This window comes from Mucilaginibacter angelicae (assembly GCF_042434235.1).
GTDB classification, from domain to species: Bacteria; Bacteroidota; Bacteroidia; order Sphingobacteriales; family Sphingobacteriaceae; genus Mucilaginibacter; species Mucilaginibacter angelicae.
In genome coordinates this window covers 143,650-158,456 of sequence record NZ_JBHLTS010000023.1, presented here as the reverse complement: position 1 = coordinate 158,456, position 14,807 = coordinate 143,650, and the positions used below count along the sequence as shown (strand labels likewise).

The 14,807-nt window shown below is 42.4% G+C and carries 9 protein-coding genes; 2 read left to right on the top strand and 7 right to left on the bottom strand.

Annotated elements, in window-relative coordinates; all coding sequences use genetic code 11:
• Nucleotides 1-3 precede the first annotated feature (3 nt).
• From ACFFGT_RS17800 to ACFFGT_RS17770, 7 genes are all read right to left on the bottom strand, one after another.
• Complete coding sequence (locus ACFFGT_RS17800; RefSeq protein WP_377023882.1) at nucleotides 4-1,002, bottom strand: YncE family protein; 999 nt, start codon at nucleotides 1,000-1,002, stop codon at nucleotides 4-6.
• Nucleotides 1,003-1,041: 39 nt separating this feature from the next.
• Nucleotides 1,042-2,250: a right-handed parallel beta-helix repeat-containing protein gene (locus tag ACFFGT_RS17795; RefSeq protein WP_377023881.1), complete on the bottom strand. Its 1,209-nt coding sequence runs from the start codon at nucleotides 2,248-2,250 to the stop codon at nucleotides 1,042-1,044.
• A gap of 12 nt (nucleotides 2,251-2,262) precedes the next feature.
• A complete protein-coding gene (locus tag ACFFGT_RS17790) occupies nucleotides 2,263-4,989 on the bottom strand; it encodes a TonB-dependent receptor (protein WP_377023880.1) in 2,727 nt (908 codons plus the stop codon).
• 300 nt (nucleotides 4,990-5,289) lie between these two features.
• Nucleotides 5,290-8,352 (bottom strand): efflux RND transporter permease subunit, encoded by a 3,063-nt coding sequence (locus ACFFGT_RS17785; RefSeq protein ID WP_377023879.1) that lies wholly within the window; start codon nucleotides 8,350-8,352, stop codon nucleotides 5,290-5,292.
• On the bottom strand, nucleotides 8,349-9,428 hold the full coding sequence (locus tag ACFFGT_RS17780; protein ID WP_377023878.1) for an efflux RND transporter periplasmic adaptor subunit: 1,080 nt from the start codon (nucleotides 9,426-9,428) through the stop codon (nucleotides 8,349-8,351). Before ACFFGT_RS17780 ends, ACFFGT_RS17785 begins: the two co-directional genes overlap by 4 nt.
• 11 nt (nucleotides 9,429-9,439) lie before the next feature.
• A complete protein-coding gene (locus tag ACFFGT_RS17775; protein WP_377023877.1) occupies nucleotides 9,440-10,819 on the bottom strand; it encodes a TolC family protein in 1,380 nt (459 codons plus the stop codon).
• A gap of 138 nt (nucleotides 10,820-10,957) precedes the next feature.
• Nucleotides 10,958-11,569: a TetR/AcrR family transcriptional regulator gene (locus ACFFGT_RS17770; RefSeq protein WP_377023876.1), complete on the bottom strand. Its 612-nt coding sequence runs from the start codon at nucleotides 11,567-11,569 to the stop codon at nucleotides 10,958-10,960.
• A gap of 369 nt (nucleotides 11,570-11,938) precedes the next feature.
• Here ACFFGT_RS17770 and fbp point away from each other — a divergent pair, with 369 nt between their 5' ends.
• Nucleotides 11,939-12,991, top strand: coding sequence for a class 1 fructose-bisphosphatase (gene fbp, locus ACFFGT_RS17765; RefSeq protein ID WP_377023875.1), 1,053 nt, complete (start codon nucleotides 11,939-11,941; stop codon nucleotides 12,989-12,991).
• A 369-nt stretch (nucleotides 12,992-13,360) separates the two neighbouring features.
• Complete coding sequence (locus tag ACFFGT_RS17760) at nucleotides 13,361-14,779, top strand: pectate lyase family protein (protein ID WP_377023874.1); 1,419 nt, start codon at nucleotides 13,361-13,363, stop codon at nucleotides 14,777-14,779.
• Nucleotides 14,780-14,807: the final 28 nt, after the last annotated feature.

Below are 14,807 nucleotides of genomic sequence, written 5' to 3'. Positions count from 1 at the left end.
ATATTATTGCTGACGGTAAACAAGCAACTTAAAAGTGCCGGGCATCATGGTTTTAGTTCCCTGCTCATAATCGGCAACCGGGAAATAAAGTTTATGCGTGGCCAGGTCAATGGCCATTGTTTTAGCACGGTATTGCGTAGTTAAAGTTTGCACAGGGTTATAAGTGCCGGGAGCATCCTGTTTAAAGATACTGGCGGTTCCATCACCATTTGAGGCCACGAGCATTTTTTTAGCCGGGTCATATACAACAGCATCTACACCAACGCCAATTGGCAGGGTTTGGATCACTTTGCCTGTAGGGATATCAACTACGCTAAGGCCCTTATTTTCGCGGCAAACAGTAAATAACTTTTGATTATCTCTATCCATAGCTATACCTGTTGGGCCACCACATGGGCTTAAAGTATAATTTTTACTTACCTTGAATGTTTTTGTATCAATTACATTCAGGCTGCTTTTATCTTCCAGGTTATTGTAGATAGTCCCCTTGCCATCGGCCACTGCAAATTCGGGGGCGCCGCCCATGTCAATAGCTGCTATCTGTTTCATTGATACCGGATCAATTACGCATGAACTGCTGCTATGCCCGTTAAACGTGAAGATCTTTTTTGAATAAGGATCAAAAATAATAGCGTCGGCACCTTTATGGTCTAATGGGATATGAGTGATCACAGCCAATGTTTTGATATCAAACACAATAACTTCATCGGCTTTGCCATCGCTGATAAAACCTTTATTAAGCTCGTTATCTATCGCAATACCGTGTACCCCCTTCATACCGCCAATGGTACCTTTAACAGTTTCGGTTTTCAGATCAACCACATTTACTTCAGTACCGTGCGATGCATATAGCATATGATTAGGCTGGTCAATAAATACGTAATCATAGCCCCCATTACCGGGTAAAGCAATGGTTTTATCCAATACATAATTTTGAGCAAATACCTTTGCACCCGAAAACAGGCCGGCATTTAAAAGAAAAAATAACGCTATTTTTTTCATGATGATTTTTATAATTGAGTTATATTAAATTACTGGTGCTTAATGTTTATTTCCCTTATCATCGCTGGTATAAGCACCCAGATCGAGGTTATATTGTGTATTGCCCGCACTAAATGCAGGTGATGTACTTTGCAAGTGAAAATCGTTGGTATTGGGAAATCCGTTAGGTGCAGCCACTGTACCATCAAACTTTACAAACAGCGGATCTTTATCACCAATCTTTTTTGAGATCAGGTCGGTAGGCTGTGGTTTCCCCAGGCCCGATGCAGGGTAAAAGCCATCCCTGATGTTGATCTTTAAAGTTGGGTCAACCAAATCGGCATAAGTATCTACTGTAGCATAAAACAGGTTATTACCATAAGTGGTATGCGTGATATCGCCATCGTCAAATAATTCAATTCCGTGATAATCGTTAACAATGATATTATTGAAAATATGACCGATAGCGTTCACACCCACAGAAACGGCCCGGCCCGGCTCGGCCGAACCTCTTCGCCAGCCATTTGAAACCAGGGTATTGTTGTACACATTTACCTCTGTTTGCGGAAAAGGCTTGCTTGAACTGGTTTCAAGCTTAACACCCGAACCTGCCTGGCTAAAAATCACATTGTAAGCCACAGTACCGGTAACACCTGTTTTAAGGTTAATGCCTTCGCCATCGGTACTGCCCGATGAGCTGATAGTGTTTCTTAAAATGGTTACCTTGGCGCCGTTACTTAAAGCCATCAGGTCATCCTGGCCGTTGGTAAACCATGAATCTTCAATATCTACATTTATAGCGGCTTTAACCTTTAAGGTACCACGTGCGCTTCCGGAAGCATCGGGCCCGCCGGTATTATCAACATGCGTCCAGATAATGGTGATGGCCTGTGCCGTATCACATTGAAAACCGCCCCAGGTACCGGGCTTATTTGAATCAGAATTAAAGGATACCGGCTGATCTTTAGTACCCACTAATTTTAAAACACCCTGGATATTAACCTGTGAATTGTTTTTTACAATAACGTTTGCACCGGGCTGTGCATAAAGGGTATCGCCTTTTTTCACTGTTACATCAGCTGTTACGGTATAAGTTTCGCCGGTTACCAGGGTACCTTTAATAAAGCCGCTGATATTACCCGGCTGTATAGGGCTTGAAGTTGGTATTTTAATTTTAGTAAAGGTAGTTATCTCAGCTTTTTTACAACTGTTAAACGTTGCAGCCGCAAGGAAACCGGCTGCTAACATAATTATATATTTTGTCTTCATAATTTGATGCTTTTATAATGAATACCGGAAACCTGCATTGAAACTCACGTTGTACAAATCTTTTGATTGCACCAGGTTATTAATAAGCACTGTTGTAGGCGTGTTAAGTATATTGTTCACTTTAACTGTTAAAATAAGATGCCTGGCAACCTGCTTTTCGCCCGAAAATGCCAGGAAAGACTGTGGCTGCTGGTAATAATCATATCCATAATTTGGATAGATCAACGAAAGGGTTTTACTGGTGTATGTATAGGCCAATTGAACAAATGCCTTTTGCTTATCATTTTTGTATAATAATGACACATTCAATACATCGCCTGTTTGTCCCTGCAATGGCCTGCTTTGTAACCTGGGCACCGATGTGGATACTCCGCTTGCATCGGTAGAGGTGTAAATTTTTGTGGTTTTTATGTTAGAGTAAGTATAGGTGTAGTTACCTGATACACCAAGATCGCCAAAATATTTGCTGTAAACTATTTCTGCACCTGTTACCTTGGCAGTACCAAAGTTTTGCGGTGAAGTGTTAAGCTGCCCGTTTTGTGAATCATTTAAAGCAAACTCAATTGGGTTGATGATATTTTTGTAAAACCCGCCAACAAACAATTGCTGCTCTTTACCCGGAAACAGTTCATAGCGGATATCATAGTTATCGGCTTCGGTGTGCTTTACAAGCGGGTTACCGGTAACATCAGTGCTTTCGCCAAGGGTTGGTGTTGGTACCAGTTCATACAGTGCCGGGCGTGCTATTGATTTAAAATAAGATGCCCTTAAATTTGAATTTTCGGTAAGCTTATATTTTAGCTGAACACTTGGTAAAACATCAGTATAGGTTTTCCTGGCATTACTGCGGATGTCTAAAACCACCGGATGGGTATCATATCCCTGTTTGGTACCTTCAATACGTACACCGCCAATAATAGCTAAATTATCCAGTACAAGTTTAACTTCGCCATAGCCGGCAGTTATATCTTCGTAAGCTGTATAATTAGTTTTATCGCTTTGATCGGTACCTGTTTGATTATAAACCACAAAATTGGCCGAGTAGATATCGGTAAAGCCGCTTTTGCCTCCGTTGGCTGTAGCCGCCGGCCGCAAAATGTATTCGTTTTGATGGTTGTAGCGTGTGCTATGCCTGTAAAGCCCGCCTGCCTTTAATTCAATAGCGTTTTTTTCACCAAGCCCGGTTTTGTAGCCGATATTGGCCATAGCGCTCAGGTCCTTGTTTCCGCTTTTTTGCCAGATCCTTGATATATTATCAAAGTAATCGGGGGTGCTTGTAAAATCGGGATTAATTAAATGGTTGATAGATATATCGGCCCTGTCCGGAGCATTTTGAGTAGCATTGCTGTAAACACCTGCCCAATCAAAAAGGAAGTGTTTTTCGATGACATGCTTACCGCTTAGCTTAAGGTTTTCAACATACTGGTTTTGGATATTTGAACGGTTATCATTAAACACGGTACCTGTACCCGGCCCTATCCTGCCGCCGTTACCTCCCAATATGGAAGTATCGATACTTAAGCGCGTTTGTGCAAGGTGCGTGTAAAGGAAAACATTATCAACGCTAATCTTGTTATTATCGTCAAACTTATAATCCAAATGAGCAGAAAGCCCGTTGTTTAATTGTTGGGTTGAATAAGCGCGATTGGCCACGTCAGACAGAACCGGCTGAAAGTTTTTACCCGCCCTGATATCGGGCTGAGCTACATTGAATTCTGAATTTGTACCGTAAAACTGGTTTTGGTAACTATCGGCAACTATAAATCCCAATTTATTTTTCAGGAACCTGCGCCCGTAGGTAAAACCAAGTAAGGAAGTTGGCGGGGCGTTCTTTTTTGTAAAGTCGAGGTTAGCTCTTGAAAAATAACCCGGAGGCGCGTTATAACTGGCTCCAAATCTTTCGGTAGGACTTTTACTTTGTACGGCACCATGATAAAAATCATCAAACCTGCGGTTGAAGAAAATGGCACTGTAACCTATTGAACCATTTGCTTTAAAGTACTCATATTCGGGTGCATCTTTAAAAACAAGGTTTACGGTACCGCCTATGGCATCGCCTTCCATTTCGGGTGTAAGGCTTTTGCTTACCTCAACACTCTCTAACAGATCTGAAGGAACTATACTTAATGAAATGAACCTCGAAACTGGATCGGGACTGGTAACCTTAACACCGTTAATTAAAGTATTATTATAACGCGGCTCCAAACCCCTGATAATAGCATAAGCCTCATCCGAACCGCTATTACGCTGGATAGTTACTGCTGATACCCGCTGCAGGGCGTTTGCCGCATTAATATCCGGCGACCGCTGCATAGCCTGTGCAGAAAGCACATTAATAATATTGTCTGCCTTATTTTCCTTCCGGCGGGATGATGACTCAGACTCGGCATTGGTTGTGCCGTAAACTTTAACAGTTTTAAGCTCTTCTGCTTTTTCTGAAAGCCGTACATTGATTACAGATACCTGGCCGGCTGTAATTGTAACATCCTGCTTGTACTCGGTATAGCCTATGTATTTTACTTTAAGCTTATACGAGCCCGGGCTAACACCCGTTATGGTATAGTTACCAAATGCATCGGTAACCGAGCCCCCATTTTTGTTATCGAAATGGACAAAGGCACCGGTTAAGGGCTCTTTCGTTTGTTCGTCAACTATTTGTCCTCTTATTCCCCCGGTTTGTGCGGAGGCAATAGATGTAAATAAGGTAAACAGGAATAGTAGGTAAAGTTTATTGATCATATAGCACATGTTTTTTGCAAAACACCGCGCCAAATCTGGAGTAATACTGAATAAATGAGCTTTTACATAATCGTTAATCAATTGATAACCATACATTAACATTAGAAAGACCAACCATCTGTTTTGTGTAGATTTCAAACACATGATGGGTATACACAGTTAACAAAATGCAGGATAGATTTAATCTTCAGGCAGTCATCCGCTACAGATTTTGAATTTCCGGTTTTAAAAATCCCAGTAACTTCAGCATAAATTACAAACCCGGCAGTTTAATAAAACGCTGCCGGGTTAGTAATAGCTTTAGTTACCTGCCTCATCATTTACCGTTATGGCCGGCGGGATCAATTCGTAAACTATCGGTGTTACGATCCTCGATAATAAGGTAGAGCTGATCAATCCACCGATGAGCACAATCGCCAATGGGGAGATCAAAGGATTTGTTGAGATAGCAATAGGGATTAAACCGCCGATAGCTGTTAAGGATGTTAGCACGATAGGTAAAAACCGCACTTCACCGGCCTCACGAATGGCATCCTGCAGGCTCCTGCCCTGCTGCCGCAGCTGATTGGTAAAATCAACCAATAAAATGGTGTTCTTAACCTCAATACCTGCCAGGGCTATCAACCCAATAATGGCTACGAACGATAACGAGTTACCGGTAACCCAAAGCGCTACAGCTGCACCCACTACCCCCAGCGGGATAACCGAAAGAATAATGAGCGTACTTTTAAAGGTGTTAAATAACAGCACCAGCACAGCCACAAATACAAATACGGTTACCAGGATAATGCTCATAAAGCCGCCGAAGGAGTTATTTCTCGATTCTACCTCACCACCCATTTCATAACTGTACCCCGGCGGCAGTTTCAGCTTATCCATTTTTTGCGTTACATCATCAATAACGCGGCTCACTAAAAAGCTTTTTTGTACGTTGGCCTGTACCGATACTACACGTTTCTTTTCCTGGTGATTGATAATTGCAGGCGATGCTTCTAACTGCAGGCCTGCTACCTGGTTAAGCGGCAAGGCACTTCCCTGTGCATTGTTCACATACAAATTGCGGAAGGCATCCATACTTGGGCGACCTTCTTTAATGCGGGTAAGTAAAACGGTGTAACCGTATTTATTATCATTATTATAGTAGGTGCCCATATCAATCCCGGTAACGGCCAGCCTTGCAATCTGATCAACAGCTAAGGAGTTAACGCCTAATTGCTGCGCTTTTTCTTTATTCACCGCTATGCGGATATCGCTTTTCAATAAGCTTACCGGGTTATTTACATACATGGTGCCTGCCGTTTGGTGCAGCAGTTTTTCAACTTTAAGCGAATAAGCACGTAAAGTATCCAGGTTATCGCCAAACAAACGTACTTCAATCGGTGCAACCACGGGCGGGCCTTGTTCAAAATTCTTCACCTCTACCTTAGCGCCGGGATAATGCGCCCAGCGGTTTTGCAATTTTTGAATGAGGGCAAGTTTCTGATCGGGCCGGGTATCATTGTCAAGCTGTACAAACAGCTGTGCAAAATCACTGCGGTTATTTTCTGGAACTACGTTGTAGTAGATCCTTGGGTTACCATGCCCTACGTTTGTTGCATAGTATTTTATAAGCGGCTCTTGCTTTAACTGTTTTTCTATCTCCCGTGTAACGGTATCAGTATAAGGTAGGTTAGATTGATTGGGCGTAGTAATGTTGATCAGGAACTGCGGTTTCTCTGATGATGGGAACAAGCTAAAACCAATAACACCAAATAAATAGATAGAAGCTGTGAACAGCACCACGGCAACACCGATAGTTAAAAACGGTTTTTGCAATGCCTTATCCAATAAACGTGCATAACTACCGTGGATAAGTTTTTTCAACCCGCGCATAATCAGGTTGCCATCGGGATGGCCGGTATGGTTTTTCAACAAACGGCTTGACAGGAAGGGGATAAAGGTTAATGATACCAGCATAGATGCCATTACGCAAAATATTACAGCCAACGGCAGGCAACGGATAAAATCGCCGGAACCTTCGGGTAAAAACACCAGCGGCATAAAGGCAATGATCAGGATCACCGTACAGCCCACAACGGCCTTACCAATTTGCCCGGTAGCCTTCAGGGTAGCTTCCAGCCGGGTGTGGCCCTCCAGCATCCAGCGTTCAATATTTTCCACCACCACAATACTATCATCCACCAAAAGTCCTAATGCCACCACCAAACCTACAATGCTCAACTGGTTAAGGTTAAAACCGAAAAGCTGCAGCAATACAATACCAATAGCCAGCGAAAGCGGGATAGAGATCATCACAATTACCGCCGGGCGAAAGCCTAAAGGCATCAGCGTAACTGCTACCAGTAAAATAGCGATGATAAAATCATGGCTTAAGCCGGTTAAACGCCTGTTCACGTTATCGGCCTGGTCAAAATTTTGAACCAGGTCGATATTGGCCGGCAGCAACTTTTTGAAGCTGGCAAGCACTTTACTGTAATCGGCCTGGGTTTTGTTGATGTTCTCGCCGTCTTTTTGGGCGGCTACCACAAATACGCAACGATGCCCGTTGAGGCGGGTGATGTGCTTTTCTTCGCCATAGCCATAGTACACATGCGCTATATCTTTCAACAGGATATTTTTACCATTGGCCGCATAAACCACGGTTCCGTTTACTGCATCAAGGCTGCGGTAATCATTACTTTTAATGTTGAAGGTTAGGTGGGCGGCGTCAATGCTACCGCCGGGAATACTGGCCATTTCACTGTGTAAACTGTTTACAACAGCACTTACCGGCAGGTGCATCTGCGCCATTTTTTCCAGGTCGAGCTCAACACGTACCTGCTGACCGGGCAGGCCAAAGATGGATACCTGTTTCAGTGAAGATACTTTCTCCAGCTCGTCCTGTAGTTTTTCGGCAAAGTGCTGCAGCTGGCTCCGGGCGGCATTTTCTGATACCAACGCAACCTGCAATACATTTACATCGGTAGGTTGCTGCTTTTGGATCTCGATGCCCGCCACATCCGTTGGCAGCTCACTTCGTTTATTATTTACCTCACGTACTATTTCCTGGTATTTGGAATCGATATTACTGCTGTACTTATACTCAACCCGGAGCACGGCAACACCATTTGAAATAGTGGTACGGATGCGTTTAATATCATCCAAACTGCCTATTGTTTTCTCTAAGGGCGTTACCACCCTATCCTCAATATCCCGCGGACTTGTACCCGGGTAATTAACAATAACCAGGAATGAGGGCGGGTGCATTTCCGGATCTTCCGACCGGGGCATGTTAAGCATGGTGGTTATCCCTAAAGCTATGATCATGATAAAGATCACGAGGGTAAACTGGCTGTTTTTCACAGCATAATCCGAGATCTTCATTTGGCCGCAGTTTTAGGTGATTGAACTGTTATTGCGCTGTTATCAGTAAGATAAGCCGAGCCAGAGATGATCAATGATTTTGCATCGGCCAATCCACTGCTGATGGTTACCGTGTTTTTATCGATACCGGCAACGGTTACCTTTACTTTATGGGCGGTTTTGTTATCGTCGGTTACAAATACGTAGCCGCTGTTGCCATCGCCATCCAACAATGCATCATATGGAATTTGCCAGGTAGCATTACCTGTATTGGTGGGGCGGGCAGGTATTATAGTGGCCTTACCAAACATACCGGCTGCTATGGCCTGCGGCTTTTTACCTGTGATGCTGATATCGGCACTAAAAGTACCTGTTGCGGCATCAACCCCTTCAGATTTGCGGGTTACCATGCCCTGCAATACCTGACCCGGCATTGCAGTAGTTTGAATAGTTGCCTTATCATTAAGCTGTAAAACAGCCCATTCGCTATCGCTGATACCTACACGAAGCATCCATTTACCCGCTTCGGCGCCATTGGTTTGCAATACGGCGGTACCGGCAGTAACCTGTTGACCAACATTGGCCAGCTTATGCAAAATATAACCATCCTTTGGTGCCCGGATCTCCGAATACTGGCGGTTAAACGATGCCGTTTTCAGTTGCTGCTGGGCTTGCTGCAAGGTGGTTTTACTATTTTGCAATTGCTCAAGCGTGGCCACGCTGTCTTTATACAGGTTTTGGGTACGTTCGTAATCTCGCTGTGCTTTTTCTGTTGCAAGGCTGGCCTGCTGCACCTGTGCATTAATTTCGGTAGGGTTAAGCGTTGCCAGTAACTGGCCTTTTTTCACAGCATCGCCCTCTTTTACATTGAGGCTGCTGATAATGCCCCCAATTTTGAAGGAAAGCATTACCTCGTCATCGGTAGTGAACTGCCCCGATACAGCCATTGGTGCACTGTTACCCTGCTGTTTTAGCTGCACAACCTGTACAGGAATGGTATCGGCCCCGCCCTCGTTACTAACAATAGCGGGGTGTGATTTGCAGGCATAAATAAATGGAATGCACAGCAATAAACCGGTGTATTTAATTTTTTTCATATTGATCTGTTTTAGTTGGAGTTGTTAATAGGATAAGTAGCCTGATCGCGTTCAAGTTCGGCAAGGGTTATTTGCAGGTTAGCCTGTGCATCTGCCATTTGCAGGCGTGCGCCTGTTAGCTGGTCTTGCGCGTCTATCAGCTCAAGGTAAAGGAGCTGCCCTGCACGGTAAGCTTTTAGCTGATCATTATAATACTTAGCGGCAAACTGGAGTTGTGCGGTAACACTTTTATAAGCGGCTTTGGCCGACTGGTAATTATGATAAGCCTGATCGAGCTGCAATTGAAAGGATTGTTCGGTTTGATCAAGCTGTGCAGTGGCGGCATTGAAATTGGCCTTTGATTGCTCAGCTTTATATTTTCGCTGCCCGCCGGTAAAAATGTCCCACTGAAGGTTTACACCCCATAAATAGTAGCGGGTTTTATTATTTACATTAAAATCAAAGCCCTGCGAACCCAGATCAATAAATGTATTGAGCTTAGGGATAAAGCCCGAGCGCTGCAATTTATAATCGAGTGTGTAAACCTGCTGCAGGGTACGCAATTGCTTTAACTCTTCCCGCTGTTTTGTACCTGCAGAGGTATCAGGAGTGGCGATAATATCTGCTATAGCTTCAGGTTCAACAATAATTGTATCCTGTAAAGGTCGGTTGAGTAAAAAGTTAAAATATGATTTAGCATTTTGCGTACCATGCTGTGCCTGGATCAGAGCGGCATTTGTCTTTTCTTTTTCGGTTTGAGAACGCAGTAAAGCTGTCCCGTTCCGCATGCCATTGCGCAGCATGCTTTCATTTTCGCGGATGTTTTCTTTGATCAAGGTCATCGCGCTGTTGTAGGTAGCTATGCTTTGTAATGATTGATAATATCTATAATAAGCAGTTTTAATATCCTTTACTAAAGCCCTTTTGTAAACATTTACCGCGGCCTGCTGGCTGGTTATCAGTTGTTGTTTGATCAGCTTATTATACCTGATCTCGGCATTGATAAGCGGCAACGAAGTGCGCACTTTGGCATCATAAAAATTATCGGGATTGAGCAGGAAGGACTCGTTTTTTAACTGCGGAAATTTATTGGAGTTTGTTAACTGGTTCAATGCGGTATAAACGGGATTAACGAGATCACCTACGGGAACATCAATAGTACGCCCTCCTGATGATTTTGTATAACTGCCAAGTAAACTTACAGTAGGCAGGTACATGGCCTGTGCTTCCTTTAATGCAGCCATGGCCCTGTCGAGATCAAACTGTTGCTCCTTTAAGCCCTGGTTTTGGGCAAATGCAGTAGTTATATAGTCATCAAGTTGCCTGTGGTTAGTTTGGCCCCAGGTGCTTATACCGATGAGCATACATATAGCTACTATCGGGACTGATTTAATTATAAACGATGTATACATAATGAACAGTGTTTAGTATATAGTTAAAAAATTTTAAACTTTATTAATGCACAAAAGCGTACATATAAACTGAACTATAATTTTATATTATCAGATGTTTAAACAATGAACAACGTTTAGTAATGGACTAAATTTTTTTTATATTGTTACAGCTGCTAAATAATCTTCCATTGATTTAATTAAAATTTGCGGTATGGCTTCTTCTGCCTGGTTCATAATCTTTAACCGGCAACGTAAATTAAGAGAAACCAACCCGTGCGCGGTTGCCCATATCAGCAACGAGGCTTGCTCTAAATCAGTTAAACGAAGAAGATTTTTACTGATACAATCGTTAAGGCAATCAACCAGGAAAGAAAAACAGTTACCGCCGTTAGCTTTATGAATTTCTTCATCTACATTCATTGGTGCCCTGATAATGAACATCAGGTCATAAAGTTCCGGGTTTTGCAAACCAAAATTGATATATGCCCTACCCACCTGCCTCAATTTTTCAAGCGGATCGGTACTGGTAGCCTCCTTTTTAAAAACTTCCAGCAACTGCCCATAAGCTTCGCCCTGTACTTCGTATAAAAGCTCGTCTTTATCTTTGAAATAAAGATAAATGGTCCCCGGGCTATATTCTATAGCCTCGGCAATACTACGGATAGATGTTTTTGCGTAACCATCTTCCAGGAACATCTTCATGGCAGTAGCCCTAATAAGCTCCTTCATTTCCGTTTTTTCCCGTTCTTTTCTGTCAGTTACTCCCATAGTTAATTAAGTACCCTGCAAATATAATGAACAGTGTTCATTATTTACAAACCAGCGTTCATTTTACAATTTAAAAACAAAACAGGTGCCACCTTGTCAAATACAACATTACAGCTTACAATCTTTTAAGCGCTATAAATCAAGCTCATAAACTGAAACAAGCTATTTTCATCTGTTAAAAAAAGCACCTGTTCTTTAAATCTTACCATCTGCCCAAAACGCAAACGTTTGCGTAAATAATTAACGCTATTGAAGCTGCAAAATGTAAATACCACACTATAATTGGTAATCCGTAAGTATGTTCCTTTAATCATTTTTAATTAATTTCCATTAAGCTAACTTAATTGAACACCATTAACCCTGTGAAATATGACTGCATTTAAAACCCTTGGACAATTTATTATTGAACGACAAAAAGATTTCCCTTATGCTAAAGGTGAGCTTTCCCGGCTATTACGTGATATTGGGATCGCAGCTAAAATAGTAAACAGGGAAATTAATAAGGCCGGACTGGTGGACATTTTGGGAGATGCCGGTTCTTCCAATATCCAGGGCGAATCACAAAAAAAATTGGACATTTATGCCAATGAGCAATTTATAGCGGCATTGAGGAGCGGCGGAGAATGCTGTATAGTTGTTTCGGAAGAAAATGACGAATACCTTGTTATTGACTCGGATATTTCTAAAGAAGCAAACTATGTTGTTGCGCTTGATCCTTTAGACGGATCATCCAATATAGATGTTAATGTGGGCGTAGGAACCATATTTTCAATTTACCGAAGAAAATCAGAGAAAGGAAAACCATCTACCAATGAAGATGTATTGCAACTCGGAACTGAACAGGTGGCCGCAGGATATGTTATTTACGGATCTTCAACCATGCTGGTATACACTACAGGCAAGGGGGTTAACGGCTTTACTCTTGATCCCTCAATCGGGGAATTTTGCCTTTCACATCCCAACATGACTGTTCCCTCAGCGGGAACAATTTATTCCATAAATGAAGGTAATTACATTCACTTTCCGGATGGGGTAAAGAAATATATTAAATATTGCCAGGTTGAAGATCCCGACACCAGGCGGCCATATACTTCCAGGTATACAGGATCGATGGTTGCGGATATCCACCGCACTTTAATAAAAGGCGGCATCTTTATTTATCCCCCTACTACCGGTGCAAAAAAAGGAAAACTAAGGCTTATTTATGAATGTAACCCAATGGCCTATATTATTGAACAAGCCGGCGGCAAAGCATCAGACGGATACAAAAGGATCATGGAAATTGAAGTAAAGGAACTGCATCAGCGCTCTTCCATATTCATTGGCTCAATGGATATGGTAATCAAGGCCGAAGAATTCATGTCGTCATTTTCTCCAAAATTGTTTGTGAAGTCGTTTGAAGGAGAAGTTAAAATTCAATAAATAGATAAAGAACGTAATACTATTAGTAAAAGTACCTTGGTTCAGCACCGGATTTGTAAAGTTTCCTTTACAATTCAAAGCTCTTAATTGCTGGTTAAAAATGCTGTGCAAAAGTTAAATTTGAAGCATTCACAGACAACAAATGACGAAAATTGTTTTTTCGTTTGAGCTAAAATTGTCATCCAAATGTCATGAAGTGTGAAACCCTTTACAACTATATGTGTTACAAATACACACAATTTTATACGTTCAAACAACAGAATCAATACTTTTGAACTATCTAAGCTTTTAGTCTATATCTTTAAATAAAAATCAAAGGTAATTTTTAATACAAGACCGCGTTTCGAGGGCTTAATTAAAAATTACAACATGCAAAAAACAAAATCTTTAAAAAAAATGACATTTGGCAGTTTGGCATTGAGTACGCTGATCCTCATCGGGAGCTGCTCCAAAAATGCAGACAAACCAGTAACCGTTCCAATTAATGATTTAAACACTCAGGCAAGTTTAGCGACAACCGCTACTGCTCCCACCGTTTACGCAATTGATGCGGCATCAATTCGGAAAGATGAAGGCTATGCTTACAAAATCAGCCCTATTCCCGTAAACGGCGATTCAAACGCGGCGCCAACCTCATCAACACTCAAAGTTTATGAAAACGGTGTTGCATTAGGTCCGGCCCACGCTGTTCACACCGACATCAGGGACGTTGGTAAAGGCGCTTTCAGCCATTGGAGCGACGGATTGTACTTCTCAACATCTGACAACAGCAACCCGGCTACAAACGGAAGGAAGTACACTTACACTCTTACCGGTACAGCGACAACAACTCCTACCGCTCCTACCACTCCAAGTTCACCAGCTACAACACCATCCGGCTCTGTATTAAGTACAGTATTAACCGGATACGCTGCTGTTAACGGAACTACAACCGGTGGTAAAGGCGCCACTGCTGTTACAGTAAGCACACTCGCCGCGTTCAAATCTGCAGTAGCAGGCAATTCGCCCAAAATTGTGTATGTTTCAGGAACAATTAGCGGATCAGGTTTAACTCCTGTGTATGTTGGTTCGAATACCACCATCATCGGTAAAACCGGCGCTGTTATACAGAGCCTGAACCTTTACCTGTTCACTGTAAGCAACATCATCATTCAAAACGTTACATTTAGAAACTATGTAACCGAATGTGGTATCTACGTTAAATTCCAATCGCACCACGTTTGGATTGACCATTGCGATTTTGCTACAGACCGCAGCCATGGCTGGGATTACTGGGGTAAAGATATCGGTGTTGCCGAAGGTTCTGACTACGTAACCATTTCATGGAACAAATTCCATGACACCTACCTGTCATTGCTAATTGGTTCGGTAACAAGCGATGCTGTTGCAGCCAACACAGGCAAACTACACGTTACAGTACACCACAACTACTGGTACAATGTATCTGAAAGGGAACCAACTTTGGTATTCGGCAGCATCCACATGTACAACAACTACCACTTAAACAATGATGGTTATTCTATCGGCGCAAGGTACGGTGGTACAGTAAGGACTGATAATGAGTATTTCTCAGGCTGTAAAAAACCGCTTACTACTAACTTAGATGGCGACCCTGTAGGTTACTTCAGCGGTACAACAACTAACGTTTATTCTAATTGCGGTAAAAACGACATTACCTCATCTTTATCAAGCTGGGTACCGTCATACTCTTACACATCATTGCTTGACGCTGCTGCAAACGTTCCTGCAGTAGTAACAGCCGGTGCAGGTGTTAAAACAGTTAATTAATCAAATTATTTACAAGGACTTTAGTAAA